Consider the following 17,855-nt stretch of genomic DNA (forward strand, 5'->3'; position numbering starts at 1 on the left):
AGCGAAGCGAGTCGCGCCTTCCCTCCCCCAAAACTGCGTGAATGAGGTGGTGTGATGACACCTTCGTCTACTGACGGAGAACTCCGGCGAGGCACTTACTGCTAGAAGCCTGCCCACACGGGGTTTCGTTCGGCGGCGAGGTCGTTAACGGTGTCGATGTTGCGTTGGACGTGGCGTGCAGCGTGTTCAACAAAGGCTGCGGGCAAGGCGGAATTGGTTGAGAGCACCTCGCGCACCTCATCGGCAAAGTTGGCGAGCAAGATGGGATCATACCAACTGAGATCCTCCACACGAGCCAGCTGTTGGGATGGGTATTCATCAAACGGGTTCGCCGTCCACGTGAAGCGCGCCTGCTCAAGTTCAGGCAACGAGGCGCGCGAGAAAAAGCCCGCCCCGTTGTCAAAGAGCGGCGCCACGCGCCAGCCATCCAGCGACTCAACCGTGCGCACGAGGCCAAAGTTGCAGCGATGGCGGTCAAAGTTAGCCATGAGGTGGTCACACACGATCATCTTCGCAAGGCTTGTGCGAACGTCAGGTATGCCCTTACTCTCACAAAACGCCGCATAGCCGCGGTAGAAATCGCGCCCTTCGCTGATGCCAGCGCACACCGCCACATCAGCGGCGGGCACGAACTCAGTTTCAGGCGTGACGAATGTCGGGCAAGACGAGCAGGCATGACCATCGCGTTCCACCAGCCGATAGGGTACGTACTCCCCTTCGCTCAGCAGGCGCTTCATGAGCCGCGTGGCAAGCAATTCGTTGTACGGTTCGCGTTCGTCACTTCCCGAAGAGCCTTTGATCAGGAAGTCTGTACCTCGCACGCGTTCCCATCGCTTCTCGAGCGCACCCGGCGTTGAACTGTCAGGCGTGCGCAGCGGACCTTCTGTCGCACGCTCATAACCGTTTTCGAAGAAGTTGACCTCATACCAATCAAGGTTGACCCCTTCCGGTTTAAACCAATACTGATCGGAAAGGTTCAAACCCAGCGAGCCAAACATGAGCGCATCGGTGGACGAAACACACGCCGCACGCATCAGACGCGCCGCCTCCGGACGCAGCGGCGGCATATAACGACGACGCAGCCAGGTGGCAAAGTCGTCCGCATTTGGCCTGCGACCTTCCATTCCGGCACCAAGCGGCGCCCACGCCGCTCCTTCATGCACGGTACCGATGGAAACACGCTTGCGCTCATCGTCATACACGAAGTCAAACACAGCATGGTTGCGATTCATCAATGTGTACGATTTAAGGCTCATCAGGCGTTTCTGCCCCATCTTTGGCCGCCCTGAAATGCGCGGCATGCGGGCGCGCTCTTCAACCGAGCGCTCATCAATCATCCACGAGCGCCCGAAGCGTTCAGCTGTCAAGTCGCCCGCCTCGATAAGGGCAAGCACGCGCCGACTTGATACGCCAAGCCTCTCCGCCGCTTGTGCTGTGGTGAGCATACGGACTCCTTCCGAACGCATTCGCTAAAGAAGGAGTTTATTGTACCGCATTCGGAATACTTTTTCTGATGCCTCTAGATAAAAGTATTCCGAATGCGGTACACTTTTGCTCGTGGGAGGGGTTAGGTTGTATCCTGGTCGTATAAGACGTAGCGGTTGCGGCCGGATTCTTTTGCTTGGTAGAGGGCGGCGTCGGCTTCGCGGTACAGCTTTTCAAATGATGCGTTGCTTCCCACGCTCACACTCATGCCAACGCTGCAGGTGATGGGCTTACCCAGCGTAAACTCCCCCACGGAGGGAAACACACTGCAGATGCGGCGCGCGATACAGGCGGCGTCATCAATGCTCGTAATGCCGTCCAAAAACACGCAGAACTCGTCGCCGCCGATGCGCCCGACGCAGTCCTGCTCGCGCACCACGCCTCGCACCGCGTTTGCGCCTCCCACCAGCACCGCATCTCCCAGCGGATGACCGTAAGAATCGTTGATACCCTTAAAGTCATCGTAATCGAAGATAAGAAACGCATTCATGTGCTGGGGCTTGGCCTCTTGCAAGCACCGATTCACGAGCGAGCGCAGCGCGCTGGGCCCAAGCACTCCCGTCAGATCGTCGGAAGCCGCTTGGAGTTGGAGAAACTCGCGTTCGCGCTTCTGATCGTCAATGTCACTGAACCGATAGATGGTTTTGAGCAGCGTACCTTCCTCGGAGCGGATCGTGCGACCACTGATGGACATCCACACGTTTTTCCCGTCAACACGGGTAATCAGCCGCTCCAGCGAAACGATCTCGGACCCCATCAACACATGCGCGTTCGCCTTATCAAGCAGCTGCATATTCCGCTCGCCGTGGTGTTGCTCGGCGTATGCACTGAAGTGCTTGATGCGCTCCGGGCCGTCATAATAGGGCTGAAATGCGCCAAGTACCGTCAGTTCATCGAGCACGTGATCGTATTCCACGAACATTTCGCCCGTTAGATCCATGAGAACCCGCCGACGCTCCAGTTCCTCTTTTAGTTGCTCGCTCGTCTCCACCACATCGGTCACGTCGGTGTAGAACACGTAGATGATGGGAAACTGCCCTTGATAAACCTCGCCAGTAGGAACGCCGCGCGCCTTGACCCAGCGGAACCCGCCCTCTTTGCGATACAAACGATACGTGCAGGTGAAGGGCTCGTTCGCCGCCACTGCGTCCATGATGGCCTGCCGCACCATCTGACGATCATCAACATGAATATAGATATCGCTGTTGAAACCCTGCTTTTCGACGTCCACACGATCGACTTCGGACAGAGCGGCAAGGCCGTCGCTGAAATAGAGAACGGTGAATTCTTCGTTACACGCGAATTTACCCAAACCGTCGGAGATGGAGTCGAGTACCTTTTCAAGCCCGCGACGATCATGTTCAACGAGTCTGTCAGACAATACCGGTTCCTTTTCGTTGCGAGCCATCCACACCCCCCTGTTCTATCCCGAAAAGAGAGACGAGTATAGCACGGCCCCCCACCCCACACCCGAGGCGCAACCCCAGGTTGAAGCGCACATTTGGGAAGAGGTGAAGGTGACGAAAGGGCCGGCGAAGACACCTTCCCTGTTCGCATGCATCAAACAGCAGTGGTATCAGATGAACCGAAACACCTTACTGAAGCGGTCGGCGCGCGACAAGCGCGCCGACGCTCACAAGAATACCCTATTCGCGTTCGTCGAAGTCGCCGACGAGGGCGCGGGCGAAGTCGTGGGGGTCGAAGTCTTTGAGGTCGTCGAGGCCCTCGCCGACGCCGATCTTGAGTACGGGAAGGCCCAACTCGTGGCTCACGGCCAGCGCGATGCCACCCTTCGCGGTGCCGTCGAGCTTCGTCACAATGACGCCGTCCAAATCGAGGGCGCGGTCGAACTCGCGCGCCTGGGCCAGGCCGTTTTGACCGGTGGTGGCATCGGTCACCAGCACCGTGTACACGGGCATGTTTGCGCGCTTACGCACCACACCTACCACTTTCTCCAGTTCGCGCATGAGGTCGGCCGATGTGTGCAGGCGGCCAGCCGTGTCCACCAGCACCAGATCGGCGCCCTCAGCTTCGGCGCGCTCGATGGTGTCGTAGCACACACTCGCCGGGTCGCTGCCGCGCTCGCGCGTGACCACTTCCACGCCGGCACGCTGCGCCCACACTTCCAGCTGCTCAATGGCCGCCGCGCGAAACGTATCGGCACTGCCCAGAAGCACCGTGCGCCCGGCGTCGGTGGCTTCCTTGGCCAGCTTGCCCACCGTGGTGGTTTTACCGGTGCCGTTGATACCCACGAAGAGCACGATGGCCTCGCCACCGCCGAACACTTCCTCGCCGCCCGGCGTAAACGTGCTGGCTATCTGGTCGTTTAAGAGGTCAAGCACGGCATACGCATCCGGCAGAGCTTTGCGCGTGGCTTGGTCGCGCAGGTTCTCAACAATCTCACTTGCCGCCGCGCCGCCAATGTCAGCCAAGATGAGCGTTTCCTCAAGGCCGTCCCAAAAGTCCTCGTCCAAGTCGGGACCGCGGTCCAGAAGGACGTTCATCTGCTCCTTAAACTTATCACGCGAACGAGACAACCCCTCGCTAATGCGCTCAAAAAATCCCATGTCAGACTCCTTCAAAAACCGAACAAAATGAAATTATTAGTCTCTCAACCATGATGCAACTTCAATTTGTACTTTCTCATACCATTCAATCTCGTCACAAACTTGATCTTTTAGCGCTTCAATTCGATTAATTAACTTCATGATATGAAAAGGTTCTGGCTTGTATGAAGCTTTATAACTATCTTGAATCATCTTTACAAATGTAGAAAGAGAAACAGGAATAATTAAAGCCTTGCCGCCATAATGGCGAATATTTATGTTTTGCAGATAGTAAAAATGAGCTATAGTCGCGTCTGATACACGAGGGGCGACGAAGAGACAAAAAACCTCTTTATTCCATTTGCTTTTGGCTTTTCCGATATGCCGTGCAACAGGTTCACCTTCGTTATCATATTGCTTTTGACCACTTTGCAATGTTACTTCAACATTAAGAATGAAATCACCATAATCGCACTCTATATCGGCTTTATTTCCGGCCGCAGTAGACAAAGGATTTCCGTAATCGTCAAAATTCAGATTGGCATTGATCCTTCCGCCATCGATCATCGTCATCGCACGCCATGTATTCCATTCAAACATAAGAGGATTATCGTAGTATTCTTTTCGCTTTATACGATCAAATACCTCAACGATATCAAAATACTCTTTCATGTCCTTAATTACCAAGATTTTATTATTAAGCAATTGCTCCTTGCGTAGAGTGCGCAAGGAGTCGTATGCATTCTTCAAAGTACTGATATCCATTCCGGATGTACAAAAATTTTCATCGATATTTTTAATCTTTAATTGAAGAGTCTCTTCATTATCTGTACTTAGTGAGGGAGTCGTAGGATCGAATAGCCAATTTTGGTATTTTTCGAGGTCATCTACAAACACTGGATCGCGATCAACTGAATCCAAAATGAAATCAACATCTTCTATTCTATCGTGAGCTATTCCTATCGAGTGCCCCGACTGGGAAACAGCCGTAAGACCAGTCATAGCAAAATACCTAAAAAGAGCATCTGTATAGTCTCTTGCATTTTGTTTCTTGGTTGAAAGGTATTTCTTTTCACTAAACTCGCATGATTCTCTAACAGAGTAGTTTTTGTTCGAAAGTTCAGAACGATAAATACTTCTCGTTTCAGAATCAAATACCTTCCCAGAAAATTGGACGTACGTTTCTTTCGTTATAGCCTTTTCCATCCTAAATTTTTCAATCTTCTCAATTATCAGATCAAAACTTCTATAGTCTGTAAGCTGTATTCCAAAAATCTTTATTTCGTCGAAAGTAACAGAGCCGAAATAACGAATTAAACGTAATAACTCAAGATAAGGTTTACACCAAAAAATATCTCCAAGAGCCTTTGAGGCTTTTTGATATGGCGAAGGCAATTGGTACTTCAACATTTGCCTCAACAAAGCTTCTTCCGGGCGCGAGGAATATAAGAATTTTTTACCTGCTTGCGTTAAAGTAATTTCTGGCCTTAAGTTGATAAAACCAAGCATCTGGGGACCACGATTCACCCTATCCCTAGCAGAAAAGGCGGGATTACTTGATTCATTTTCTGTAGAGTGAAAAAAATCCTCTTCAATAAGTAATTTATAATAATTACTTTGAGTGGTCTCATACCATTTATGGCCCTCCAGATTATTTATCAATAATCTAATCTCAGGAATCATTTTTTCGGGAGATCGTGGTGATGTTGTAAATAGCAGCGTTCTAGTAGACCGTATTGTCCCCATACCTAACTCTTCCAATAATTTGAAATTATGATATGTTTACTCTCAGATTTAAATCGATTGCGTATATTAACTGAATATGTCTTATCATATTCATCAATTATATACTTCGAATACAGCGACACTGTCAGATCGGTTTTCCCAATTACCATCAAAGCATTACACTGAAGAGATTCAAAAGCTTCGGCTAACCGTTTATGCTCACGCTCTGTAAAACCATCTAACGTTTCTTTATTACCGTAATCTGAGAAAACACAGTCGTATGGAGGATCCAAAAAGACAAAATCGTTTCTGTCACACATTTGAAAGACATTTTGGTAATCGCCACACATCATTTTTGTTCTAGAAAGAAGTTCGATATGGTCAGGAGTTATAAGATGCGTATTAAAATGCTTATATCTACCATAGGGAACATTATACTCTCCGTTCTTGTTATAACGGATCATTCCGGAATAAGCTGTCTTATTTATGAAGTAGTATAAAGTGGCAGATGTATATGTGGGCTGCTCGAGCCCATTAAACATACGCCTCATTGTGTAGTAAAGTTCTTCGTTTGGATCAAGGACACGACTAGAAGGATTTTTTCTTTTCTCTGCATCATATACTGCCCTGTTGGATTCATATATTTCCTGCAAATGTGATAATTCCGATCGCACTCTTGGATAGTCATCCCGTAAACCAACATAAAAACCCATTAACCGTTCATTCAAATCATTTACGATTGCATTGCGCGGGGCAAGATGAAAAAAGAGAGCCCCTCCACCAAAAAATGGTTCAATATAACGGTTGAACTCAGAAGGCAGATATGGCTCAATAAAACCAATTTCCTTAGATTTTCCTCCACGATATTTTAAGATAGGTTTAATTTTATTCTCCATTATCGTTTCGCATCACAATGCAACACATAGTTAGTTTTTATAAGCATCTCTAGTTTATGTCACAGTTGCGAAAAATCGTCAATCCGTCACCAGAATCCATCATCAGCGTACTGTATTCAGTTGATCATTTTCGTGACACGCGTACGTTGTAAAACAGTATAGATTCTACCCATTCGATGCTCAAAGAATTAAAACATCGAAAGGGAACAGTCACGATTTTAAAAACTTAAACAGATTTTGGCTTGTGGATAGTTTAAGGATAGACTATAAACGCCATGATACATCACTTATAAACGATTGGTAGCTCATATCGATAAAGGCAACAAAAGCCGTTCAGCTATCAAACGAACAGTAACAGTCCTATTCTCCGCGCACTTTCCGTAGGGAAATCGTGGAGGCAACGAAGGGCAGAAACGAGCACACGAAACCGGCGAGGGCAACAAACGCAACAATAAGAATTACCCACGACCATACCTCGTGACCTTGCGAGGAAAGGCATTCTTCCAGCACAAGCAGCATAATAGCCATAGGCCCACAGATGAATGCCATCCATCCCATGCGCGCCCGACTTGACGACAGTGTATCGACTCTCGATTCGTCGTCGGTATAAAGCGGCGTGGTTCCTGCCTCGGCGCGCAAAATCTGCCAGCTGGGACCCGTGACTACCGGCTCCCAGCCTCCGGCGCGGAAGATTTCCTGCGCCTCGGCAGAAAAATCGTGCTCGTAATCAATTTCATAGTCGTATGCATGTGGTTCTCCCTGTTCAAAGCGGTAAAGTAGCGCGCTATTCAAGTCCACCACATGCCACCCCTGCGCACTCATGCGCTTGAGCAGCGCGGTGTCATGCGCAGGCATCATCGACAGGCCGCCGCACAACCTATACTTCGCCATGATTTTCCTCCGTCGTTGCGCCCAGTCGCTCTTCCGCCATCGCAATCAGTCGCTTGCGTCGCGTGAGGTCATGTTGCAACACACAGCGACCCTCGTCGGTGGCGACATACAAAATGCGCGCGACACCTTCGCCTGCTTCGTCATCCCCCGCGTCGTCGGCAACTTCCACAATCCAGCCTGCAGCTTTCAGCTTTTTGAGCGTCGTGTACATGGTGGCGGGACCAATTTCCACCTCGCCTTGTAGGGATTCCTTTACCACCTGCATAATGCGATACCCATGCACCGGCTCAAGCGTAGCCATGAGGATAAGAAAGATGCTATCGGAAAGCTCCCCCGTTTCGTACGGGCTGCGCTTCGCCATCGTGCTCCTTTCATATATCCATAATGGATATAGTATGATACACTTGCGTTGCTTGCAAGCAGAACGGCCTGATTAAACCACTATACCCCAACCAGAGGGCCCTGCTCTCGCAACGGAAGGAATGAAACCATGACCAATGTATGCAGTGATGATGTGCGCCCACCTCTATCGAAAAAGACCACGGCGGAAAAGAGAGATACCATTTTTGTACTGGTTATGGCCCTTATAGCCGCAGCATCGTTCATCTGGTACTTTGTGAAACTCGCGCTCGGAGATGCGGAAGGGGCCGAACGTCTTGTTCCGCTTGTCACCATTCTCTTCTTCACCTCTGTAGGCTTTGATCAAAAGAAAGAGACAACAAGCCCCGGAGTACATGCGTTAACTAACGTGAACTGGGTGCTCATGTGTGCGTTCGCACTCACGATAATTATCCCACTGCTGATGAAGTAGCCACGCACCCTGTCATCCTAAGCGCGGAGCGCCGCAAGCGCCACTTCGTACGCGATGACAGGGGGTGAGATTATTCCGCGTGGGCCAGGGCGTGTTCGAGTTTTTGGCTGACTACCTTGGTGACGCCGTCGGCTTGCATGGAGACGCCGAAAAGGACGTCGGCCATTTCCATGGTGCGGCGCTGGTGGGTGATCATGATGAGCTGCGTGGAGTCGCGCAGCGTTTGGAGGTAAGCCGTGAGGCGGCGCAGGTTCGAGTCGTCGAGCGCGGCTTCCACCTCGTCGAGGATGTAGAACGGTGTGGCGCGAATGCGATACACCGCGAACAGCAGCGCGAGTGCCGTGAGCGACTTCTCGCCGCCAGACATGAGCATCATCTTCGTGATGCGCTTACCGCGCGGCTGGGCCGTCACTTCCACGCCGGTGTTTTCCAAGTCCTCGGGATCCACGAGTGAGAGTTCCGCCGACCCACCGGGGAACAGCACGGCAAATATTTCGCTGAAGTTTTTGCTAACCGCCTCGAACGTACGGATGAAGTCGTCTTTCATGCGGGCGTCAATGACGCGCACGATTTTGCCGAGCGCGCGGCGAGCGCCTTCGAGGTCGGCAAGCTGAGCGGCCAGGTAGTCGTAGCGCTCACGCAGGCGCTCGTATTCTTCGGCGGCATCCGGGTTGATGGTGCCCATGTTCGCGATGCGGCGGCGCAGCTTGAACGCCTGGTCTTCCACCGCTCCCCTATCCTCCAGGGCCGGCAGATCGAGCGCATGGTCGAGCGGCGTCTTGCAGTCGTGGACGATGGCGTTCACCGCGGCCTCTACCTGCACTTCCAGGCGCCCCTTGTCGACGCGGGCCTGACCCATGCGGGCGTTGGTCTCATCGAAGGCGTCGTGCGCGGCGCGGGCGGCGGCGCGAGCCTCGTTCGCGGCGGCGTGCATGCCACCGGCGGCGTCCTGGGCAGCGTTTGCGGCGTCTTCCAACGCACGGGTGCGGCGGCGAGCGCCTTCGGCCAGGTCATCCAGCACGGCCAGCAGCGGCTCCACGCGTCGCTGCGCTACCCGCTTGCGCACCAGACCTTCGCGCGCCTCAATGTCGGCGGCATCGGCCTGGGCGATATCGCGCTCACGGGCATCCACGATGCGGGCAGCATACGTTTCGCGCTCGGCCAGCGTGGCCGCCTTAAGCTTGGCCTCGTTGAGCGCCTCGTTCAGGCGCGCGGCCTCTTTGCGCAGAGGCACCACGGCATCCTGCTTTTCAGCCAAGGTTTCGCGGGCCTCGTCCATGGCGCGCTCAAGCGCTTCGACGCGCCGCGCAAGCTCTTCCACGTTGGGGCGCGCATCAGCCACGGCGCGGTCGGCTTCGGCACGTTGACGCTCCACGTCTTCCAGTTCGCGGCGCACCGAGACAAGGCGCGCTTCGGCCTGTTCTGCGTCGGCGGTGGCCGACTGCACGGTGCCGCGCAACTCAGCCAGCTCCTGCGACAGCTTCAAGCTTTCCGTCTGGGCGGCGCGGTAGGCCTCTTCGGCCTGGCGAGCAGCTTCTTCAGCACCAGTGCGCTCACGTTCGGCCGCAGACAGCTGTCCGCGCAGCTCTTCCAGGTGACGGTGGCGCGCAAGCACGCCTTCGCCCTCCGCATCGGCGGCACCCGGCACCCACACCTTGCCGCTCGGCCACACCACGCGGCCATCGGGCGCCGCAAAACGCAGGCGCGCCGCGTCGCGCGCGTGAGCAGCAAGCGCTTCGTCGAAGCTCTCACACACCACCACATCGCCCAGAAGCGCTTCAACCGCGCGCGCAGCCTCGGCCGGATAGGTGAGTTCATCCACAAGCGCGCGACCCACCGTGGTATGGCGGGCGGGCGTGCGGACGCATGATGCCTCGTCGGTGCGCATGACCAGCGCCACATCGCCCGACTCACCGCGCTCGGTGAGCGCATCGGCAGCGGTACGCGCCGCAGCGGCGTCGTGCACAAGCAGCGCCGCCACATCAGCGCCCAGAAGCCGCTCAACAAGCGCCTCCAAGCCTTCCGGTGCCGACACGGCGTGCGACAGCGGCGCAATACCGCAGGCGAGTTCGTCCTCATGTTCCAACAGCCACGAAAGCGCAGGGCCCGCCGCCTGGCTCGCGCGCTCCAGCTCTTCCATGCCCTTGATCTGCGACGCCAGCAAACGTTCGGCATCGCGCGCCTCGTCAAGCGCCGCGCGCGCCGTCTCGCGGGCTGTAAACGCCGCGCCCACCCGCTCGCGCGCCACGCGCTCGCGCTCCGCAAGCGCGGAAAGCGCCGCAGTGCGCTCTTCGGCAACCCGCGCGCGCTCGGTAGCCTCCACCTGCGCGTGTTTGAGTTGCAACTCCAACTCCTGGCGCCGGCCGTCAACCAGCTTCACGTGCGCCAAGCCGTTTGACAGCGCCTCCTGCGTGGCCGCCTGATCGCGCTTCGCCTGGTCGCGATCGCGCTCCTGCGTGCGGCGCAGAGCCGTAAGCTCCTCCACCTCGCGCTCGAGCGCTCGACGGCGCTCAGCAGCCTGGGAGCGCTCAGCAGCTAGGCGTTCCACCTGTTCATCAGCACGCGCTCGCGCTCCGCGCACCTCTTCCACCTGAGCCGCAGCCTGCGCCCGCTCAGCCTCAGCTGTGGCGCGCTTCGCCTTGCCCGCCTCCAGCTCCACGCGCAACTCCGCCTCGCGGTCCTGCGCGGCGCGGCGCTTCTCGCGCAACAGCAGCGTGGCGCCGTCGAAGCGCTCCACCGCCGATGTAGCCCGCCGGTGACTCTTCGCCAACTCACCCGCGTCCGCGCTCTCACGACGAATGCGTTCCTGCAACTCTTCTGCACGCGCCTCGGCCTCGGCAATAGCAGCCTTACGCGTTGCCAACTCCTCGTCGAGCGCCTGCTCACGCGCCACCGCTTCATCCCACGCGCGCTGGAGCACCCGCAGATCATCCACCGCCAGCGCCAGCGTGAGTTCCGAAAGCTCGGCCGAAAGCTCCTGGTAGGCCCGCGCGCGCTTCGCCTTGCGCTCAAGCGGCCCCAGCTGACGTTCCACCTCGGCCACCACGTCTTTCACGCGCGTGAGGTGCGCGTCCATGTGCTCCAGCTTGCGCTCGCTTTTCGCTTTGCGCTGCTTGTGCTTGAGAACGCCCGCCGCTTCCTCAATGAGCGCGCGACGGTCTTCCGGCTTCGATTGCAGAATGGAATCGAGCGAGCCCTGACTAATAATAGAGTGCGTGCCCGTGCCCAATCCCGTGTCGTGCAGGATGTCGAGCACGTCCATGCGGCGCGCCGTGGTGCCGTTGATCAGGTATTCGCTTTCGCCGGAGCGATACATGCGCCGCGTGATGGCCACTTCGGAAAAATCGACTGGCAGCGTGCCGTCCGAGTTGTCCAGCACCAGGTCAACCTCGGCAATGCCCACCGGCTTGCGCGCCGACGAGCCCGCGAAAATAACGTCCTCCATGGCCTGGCCGCGCAGGTTCTTCGCGTTGCGCTCACCCAGCACCCAGAGCACCGCATCGGAAATGTTCGACTTGCCGGAGCCATTCGGCCCCACCACCGCCGTGATGCCCGGCTCAAGCGACAGCGCGCTGCGGTCGGCAAACGATTTGAATCCTTTGAGAACAAGCGACTTCAGGTACACAGGCCTACCCCTGCTTGCGCTGTTTGGCCTGGGCGCGCTCGTTTTTCTTGCGCGCCTTTTCCTCGGCCCTCGCAGCCGCCTTCTCCGCCTTCGCCAGCTTGGCCGCCTCGGCCTTCTCGGCGCGCGTCTCTTCGTCTACGCCCAAGCCGAAGAACTCGCCCAAACGAGCCAGCGTGCTCTTCGCCGCCTGACTTTCGGCTTCCTTCTTCGTGCGGCCGGTACCGCGCGCAAGGCCCTGGCTGCCGGCAAACACCTGCGCCACAAACGTGCGGTCGTGCGGCGGGCCCTGCGTCTCCACCAGCTTATACGTGGGCGTGATGCCGTCTTCTTGCAGCTTTTCCTGCAGCGCGCTTTTGGGGTTTTCCGGCTCGCGCGCCATGTCCATGGACATGCGCGGGATGAGGGTACGCTCCACAAACGTGCACGCCGCCTCAATGCCGCCGTCCAGATACAGCGCCGCTACCACGGCTTCGTATACGTTTTCCAGCGCCGAGTGCAGCCCGCGCTTGCCCGTGCCCGTCTCCGACGAGCCGAACACAATAATGTCGGCGAACCCAAGGCCCGCGGCCACATCCGACAGGCTCGCTCCCGACACGAGCGCCACCTTGATGCGCGTGAGCCCGCCTTCGTCCAGGTCATGGAAGCGATGGAAGGCGATGGAGGCCACAATGGCGCCCAGTATGCTGTCGCCAAGAAACTCTAGGCGCTCGTAGGAGTACTTGACGGACTTTCCCTCGGTCGCCGAGGGATGAGTGATGGCAGAGAGCAAAAGGTGCTCGCTATCGAAACGGTAGTCGAGTATCTCTTGCGCTCTGGCCAGCTTACGCTCTTGCTCTTCGGTCAGTGTCATGAAGAATCGGCCCTCTATAGGTTGTGCGTTGTGTTGTACAGTATTTCCCGTTGGTGCTTGTCAGCGACGCGAACTGCCCACAGCAAGGCAGCACCGTGCGCGAAGAACCCCGGCGCGGCCGGACGGCTCAAGGCTCTTCGGTCGTTCAGTCCATTGTAGCCGAGGACGCGCCCGCAGCCACCGTCTGCGCGATTATTTCAGAAACCTCCGCGCGCACAATGCCCGCCGTGGTCAGCACGCCATTTTTGATGGCGAAGGCGTTCGACGAGCCGTGCCCCACCAAAAGCGCTCCCTTCACGCCGAGAAGCGGCGCGCCGCCGTAGGTGTCGGGGCTCACCTGGGCCATGAGTTGCTTGAGGCCGCCTTTGATAGTGAGAGCACCCAGTTTCGTGAGCGGCGTTTTCAGCATGATGCCTTTGAGGGTTTTGAACAGGGTTTTTGACGTGCCTTCGATGGTTTTGAGGCACACGTTACCCGTGAAGCCGTCCGTGACGATGACGTCGTAGGTGGCGGCCAGAATGTCGCCACCCTCGGCGTTGCCAGCGAAGTTCGGCAGCTGCTCTTTCAGCAGCGCGTGCGCTTCCTGGGCGAACTGCGAGCCTTTGGTGTCTTCCTCGCCGATGTTGAGCAGCGCCGCGCGCGGACTGTGGATACCCACCACTTTCTCGGCGTAGATGGATGCCATCTGCGCGAATTGAACCAAGTAGGCGGGCTTGCAATCGGCGTTTGCCCCCACGTCGCACATGACCACCGGACGCACGGGCGACGGGATAACCGTGGCAAGCGCCGGGCGCGCCACGCCCTTGATGCGCCCCATGACGAGCGTTCCCGCGGCCAGACATGCACCTGTGGAGCCCGCAGAGAAGAAGCCCTGCGCCGCGCCCTCTTTCACCAGACGGCAGCCCGCCACGATGGACGAGTCCTTCTTCTTGCGCACCGCTTCGGCCGGGTGCTCGCCCATGCCAATGACCTCGGTGGTCACACGCGCCTCGCAGCGCTCGTGCGCCGCGGCGAAAGGTTCCACCACGCGAGCGGGACCGCACAGGATAACCGTGAGGCCAGCGTCGGCCGCCAGCGCCTGGGCAACGCCTTCCAGCACCACGTCGGGCGCATGGTCGCCGCCCATGGCATCAACGGCGATACGGATGTTCTCAGACATGTGAAACCTCACTCTCACGACGCTTCGCAGCATGGGCATGGGTGGCAACAAAGAAAGCCTCCCCGCGCATCAGCGCTGCGCTGACGTGCGAGGAGGCTGTCATAGCGGCACTCATGCGCCGGGACGGGCTGGTGCTATTCCGTCTCGATGACCTCGCGGTTCTTGTAGAAACCGCAGTTCGGGCACACGCGGTGCGGAAGCTTCACTTCGCCGCACTGCGGGCACACGGAACGAGCGGGCGCCGCGATCTTGTCGTTGCTGCTACGACGGTTGTGGGTGCGGATGCGGCCCATCTTGCGCTTAGGTACTGCCATGATCCTCTATCTCCTTCAGGTAAGTCGAGCGAACTTGGCCGCTCGTTCTCGCTTGGTAAACACGCGAAACGGTATAGTACCAAAGGAACACCCTTACCGCAAGTACCAATCCCCCACTTTCCCCAAACCGCACGCAGGATTCATAAGCTGGTTCATAAGCTTGCTCCCTTTGTCATCCTGAGCGGAGCGCGAAGCGCGTAGTCGCGACGCGAAGCTAGTCCCGTAGGGGAAGGATCCCGAGTGGCGTCAGCTGGGAATCTCACGGTTAGCACCACACGGGATCCTTCGACTCCGCTCACTGCGTTCGCTTCGCTCAGGATGACAGGGGGGGGCTGTGTCACGATGACACTCCGCCGAACTGCATCTTATAGTAGTTGGCATACGTGCCGCCCAGGGCCAGTAGTTCGTCGTGGGTGCCTTGTTCGGCTACGCGACCGTCTTCCACCACGGCAATAAGGTCGGCGTTGCGAATGGTAGACAGGCGGTGGGCAATCACAAGCGTGGTGCGACCGGCAGACAGTTCTTCGAGCGACTTCTGGATGGCGCGTTCGCTCTCATTGTCAAGCGCGCTCGTGGCCTCATCAAGAATAAGGATACGCGGGTCCTTCAAGAACACGCGCGCGATGGCGATGCGCTGCTTCTGCCCGCCCGACAGGCGTGCGCCGCGCTCCCCCACGAACGTGTCGTAGCCATCCGGCAGGCTCAGCACGAAGTCGTGGATGCTCGCGCGCCGCGCCGCTTCCACAATCTCAGGCGTCGTGGCCTCGGGGCGACCATACGCAATGTTTTCGCGAATAGTGCCGCCGAACAGGTACACGTCCTGCTGCACAATGCCGATGGCGTCGCGCAGCGATTCCACGGTAACCGTGCGAATGTCGATGCCGTCAATTTCCACGCTGCCGCTGGCAGGGTCGTAGAAACGCGGCAGCAGCGAGCATGTGGTGGTTTTGCCGCCGCCCGACGGGCCCACCAGCGCCACGTTTGTGCCCGCCGGAATAGCCAGGTCAAGCCCGCGTAGCACCTCATGTTCGCCATCGTAGCTGAAATGCACGTCGCGGTAGCGTACGGCCCCCGCCACAAACCCTTCCGCGTCAGCACTCGCGCCGCTGAACACCACCGCTGCCCCGTCGGCCGCACCGGCATGACGTTCCTCACGCCGCCGGGCACGTTCCGCCGCATTCAAGTCCACCGCATCCGGCGCATCAGCGATGTCGGGCCGCACAGCCAGCACCTCCATGAAGCGGCGAAAGCCCGCGTAGCCCTTCTGGAACTGCTCGGTGAAGTTGATCAGCTGCTCGATGGGCGACAGGAAAATGCCGATGTAGAGGGCGTATATGGCCAGGTCGGTCACCGCAAGCGTACCCTGCGCCACGAAGTAGCCGCCGCCCACGATGGTCACCGTGTACAGCACGCCCGTAAACGCCGAGTTCACCGCATGAAACGACCCCATGAACCGATACGAGCTCTCCTTGGTAGCCACAAATCGCTCATTCGTGCGCGCAAACTTCTTGATTTCCACACCCTCGTTGCCGAACGACTTCACCACGCGAATGCCGCCGAGCGAATCCTGCAGCCGCGCGTTGATGTCGGCCATCTTCTTGCGGTTCTCGGTGAAGATGACGCGCTTTTTGTAGTTGCGCCAAAACGCGTAGGCCGCCAGCAGCACCGTGGCTCCCAGCATGATAGCCGTGAGCGGCACGTTGATCAGGAACAACAGCGCGAATGAGCCCACAATTTTCAAGATACAGATAAACAGGTTCTCCGGCCCGTGATGCGCCAGCTCCGAAATGTCGAACAGGTCGGTGAGTAGTTTGCTCATCATCTCACCGGTGTTGTTGCGGTCGTAATAGCTGAACGACAGGCGCTGGTACTGGCCGAACAGGTCGCGGCGCATGTCGGCCTCCATGCGCGCGCCCATGATGTGTCCCCAGCTGGTGATGAAGTACTGACAGCCCGTGCGCAACGCATACAGCGCCACGAACAAAAGCGTTATCCACCCGAGCGAACTCACAATGACCTCGGGTGAACTCAGGAAGAAGTCCTTCGTGAAAAAGTTGAGGAACTGGGGGAACGCGAGGTCCACCGCCGCAAGCACCGTGGCGCAGACGAGGTCGAACACGAAGAGAAACGTGTAAGGCTTGTAGTAGCTCGCGAAGCGCGCAAGCACCTGACGTGCGGAAACCTGCGGCTCATCCGCCAGCGGCGATGGACTGGGATTTTGTTTGGTATTCATGAGGGCTATTGTACCTCTTTCCCGCTCAGCGCAGAGCGCTCCCTCTGCGCAGCGGCGCGAGCGCGGGTGCGGAGGCGTACGAGGTGGCTTACCAGGCCGTGGCCAAACACGCCGAAGTCGCGGCTACCCAAGTATGCTGCGGCTACGCCCACTGCTACGTAGGGCACGGCTGCGAGGCCGAAGATTTCCGCACCCATGAGAAATGCCGCAAGGGAGCAGCGGCTCGCGGCCGCGAAGAACGATACCATGCCTACCGCCGCCAGAAACGGCGCCGACACGCCCGCAAGCTGTCCGAGCGCGCACCCCAAAAGCGCACCGATGGTGAACATGGGCATGATTTCGCCGCCCTTGAAGCCAAAGCCCAACGCCAATACCGTGAGCAGCGCTTTCACGGCGAAGTCGCCGGATCCTGCATGCCCCGCGAGCGCTCCCATTAAAAGTGGAGCGCCGGTTCCTTCGAAGCGTTGCCACGAGCATGCCAGCACCAGCGCCACAATGATAAGACCGCCGACAACCACCACAACAAGGGGCTTCCCCACGCGCGTGCGCATGAGGTGCCGCGTGCCCGTGAGCCCTGCCGCGAAAAGCGCGCCCGCCCCCGCGCACGCGAGGCCCACCACCAGGCATTCAGCCATCGTTTCCCACGAAAGCGCCGGCATGGCAACCGCCGGGATGGCATCGCCTATGCCAATGGGTTTTGCGATGGCGTAGGCCACAAACGACGCAAGCAGCATCGTGGCCGCGTGACGCGCGACCGAGCCCTTGAAGCGCACGAGTTCGAGCACGAACATGGCCGCACCAAGCGGGGCGAAGAACAGCGCGCTGAATGCCGCCGCCATACCGCACGCGGCGGCGTACCCCTCAAGCAGACCTTCGCGGCGGTGTTCACGGCGAACGGCATAGAGCTTAAACGGACGGCCCACAGTCGCGCCGAGCGAGGCACCCATCTGCATGACCGCGGCCTCCTTGCCCACCGATCCGCCGCCCACCACGGTGAGGCACGTGCCTGCAAGGATGCCCGGCGTGAGCGCAGCCGGCACGCGGCGGTTGGCGCGCATGTCGTTCACCACCGTGTCTGTGGCCAGGTTCACAGGCAGTTTCAGTAGCTTGTAGAGAAAGAGCGAGAGCACGCCGAGCACCGGCAGCGCGAAAAGCAGCCAGGAAAAGCGGCTTGAGAGGCTGCTTGCGAGATCAACCGCAAGCGAGAGCAGGATGGATGCGCCCGCGCCCACCGCGCCAATGACCACGGCAAACACAATGTGGCGAGCGATTTGTCCGCCATCGAACCCGCGCTCTTCGCCCACCGTTCGCCTCCCTCGC

14 protein-coding genes are annotated in these 17,855 nt (G+C 57.8%); 1 reads left to right on the forward strand and 13 read right to left on the reverse strand.

Translation table 11 applies throughout. From position 1 onward, the window contains the following. Positions 1-101 precede the first annotated feature (101 nt). The 7 genes from QNJ86_RS12730 to QNJ86_RS12760 form a co-directional block, all read right to left on the reverse strand. Positions 102-1,445: a helix-turn-helix domain-containing protein gene (locus QNJ86_RS12730; protein ID WP_283833021.1), complete on the reverse strand. Its 1,344-nt coding sequence runs from the start codon at positions 1,443-1,445 to the stop codon at positions 102-104. 122 nt (positions 1,446-1,567) lie between these two features. Next, the gene (locus QNJ86_RS12735; RefSeq protein ID WP_283833022.1) at positions 1,568-2,866 is read right to left on the reverse strand and encodes a sensor domain-containing diguanylate cyclase; all 1,299 of its coding nucleotides are present in this window, start codon (positions 2,864-2,866) and stop codon (positions 1,568-1,570) included. 265 nt (positions 2,867-3,131) lie between these two features. Continuing rightward, positions 3,132-4,052, reverse strand: coding sequence for a signal recognition particle-docking protein FtsY (gene ftsY / locus QNJ86_RS12740; protein ID WP_283833023.1), 921 nt, complete (start codon positions 4,050-4,052; stop codon positions 3,132-3,134). Positions 4,053-4,088: 36 nt separating this feature from the next. Beyond that, complete coding sequence (locus QNJ86_RS12745; protein ID WP_283833024.1) at positions 4,089-5,777, reverse strand: AlwI family type II restriction endonuclease; 1,689 nt, start codon at positions 5,775-5,777, stop codon at positions 4,089-4,091. A 2-nt stretch (positions 5,778-5,779) separates the two neighbouring features. Beyond that, a complete protein-coding gene (locus QNJ86_RS12750; RefSeq protein ID WP_283833025.1) occupies positions 5,780-6,652 on the reverse strand; it encodes a DNA adenine methylase in 873 nt (290 codons plus the stop codon). A gap of 360 nt (positions 6,653-7,012) precedes the next feature. Continuing rightward, positions 7,013-7,543, reverse strand: a complete 531-nt coding sequence (locus QNJ86_RS12755; protein WP_283833026.1) for a DUF2812 domain-containing protein — start codon at positions 7,541-7,543, stop codon at positions 7,013-7,015. Continuing rightward, positions 7,530-7,904, reverse strand: a complete 375-nt coding sequence (locus QNJ86_RS12760) for a PadR family transcriptional regulator (protein ID WP_283833027.1) — start codon at positions 7,902-7,904, stop codon at positions 7,530-7,532. The genes QNJ86_RS12755 and QNJ86_RS12760 overlap by 14 nt, the downstream gene beginning before the upstream one ends. Positions 7,905-8,033: 129 nt before the next feature. Here QNJ86_RS12760 and QNJ86_RS12765 point away from each other — a divergent pair, with 129 nt between their 5' ends. Continuing rightward, positions 8,034-8,354: a hypothetical protein gene (locus QNJ86_RS12765; protein WP_283833028.1), complete on the forward strand. Its 321-nt coding sequence runs from the start codon at positions 8,034-8,036 to the stop codon at positions 8,352-8,354. Positions 8,355-8,424: 70 nt separating this feature from the next. Here QNJ86_RS12765 and smc read toward each other — a convergent pair whose 3' ends face one another. The 6 genes from smc to QNJ86_RS12795 form a co-directional block, all read right to left on the reverse strand. Beyond that, a complete protein-coding gene (gene smc, locus QNJ86_RS12770; protein WP_283833029.1) occupies positions 8,425-11,979 on the reverse strand; it encodes a chromosome segregation protein SMC in 3,555 nt (1,184 codons plus the stop codon). Between the two features lie 4 nt (positions 11,980-11,983). Beyond that, complete coding sequence (gene rnc / locus QNJ86_RS12775; protein WP_283833030.1) at positions 11,984-12,829, reverse strand: ribonuclease III; 846 nt, start codon at positions 12,827-12,829, stop codon at positions 11,984-11,986. Between the two features lie 145 nt (positions 12,830-12,974). After that, positions 12,975-13,988, reverse strand: a complete 1,014-nt coding sequence (gene plsX / locus QNJ86_RS12780; RefSeq protein ID WP_283833031.1) for a phosphate acyltransferase PlsX — start codon at positions 13,986-13,988, stop codon at positions 12,975-12,977. A gap of 134 nt (positions 13,989-14,122) precedes the next feature. Further along, positions 14,123-14,302 carry a 50S ribosomal protein L32 gene (rpmF, locus tag QNJ86_RS12785; protein WP_283833032.1) on the reverse strand — a complete coding sequence of 60 codons (180 nt, stop codon included), beginning with the start codon at positions 14,300-14,302 and terminating at the stop codon, positions 14,123-14,125. 337 nt (positions 14,303-14,639) lie between these two features. Further along, positions 14,640-16,535 (reverse strand): ABC transporter ATP-binding protein, encoded by a 1,896-nt coding sequence (locus tag QNJ86_RS12790; protein WP_283833033.1) that lies wholly within the window; start codon positions 16,533-16,535, stop codon positions 14,640-14,642. A gap of 5 nt (positions 16,536-16,540) precedes the next feature. Further along, positions 16,541-17,839 (reverse strand): chloride channel protein, encoded by a 1,299-nt coding sequence (locus tag QNJ86_RS12795; RefSeq protein ID WP_283833034.1) that lies wholly within the window; start codon positions 17,837-17,839, stop codon positions 16,541-16,543. Positions 17,840-17,855 lie beyond the last annotated feature (16 nt).

Origin of the sequence: Gordonibacter faecis (assembly GCF_030077735.1) — a bacterium.
Taxonomy (GTDB): Bacteria; Actinomycetota; Coriobacteriia; order Coriobacteriales; family Eggerthellaceae; genus Gordonibacter; species Gordonibacter faecis.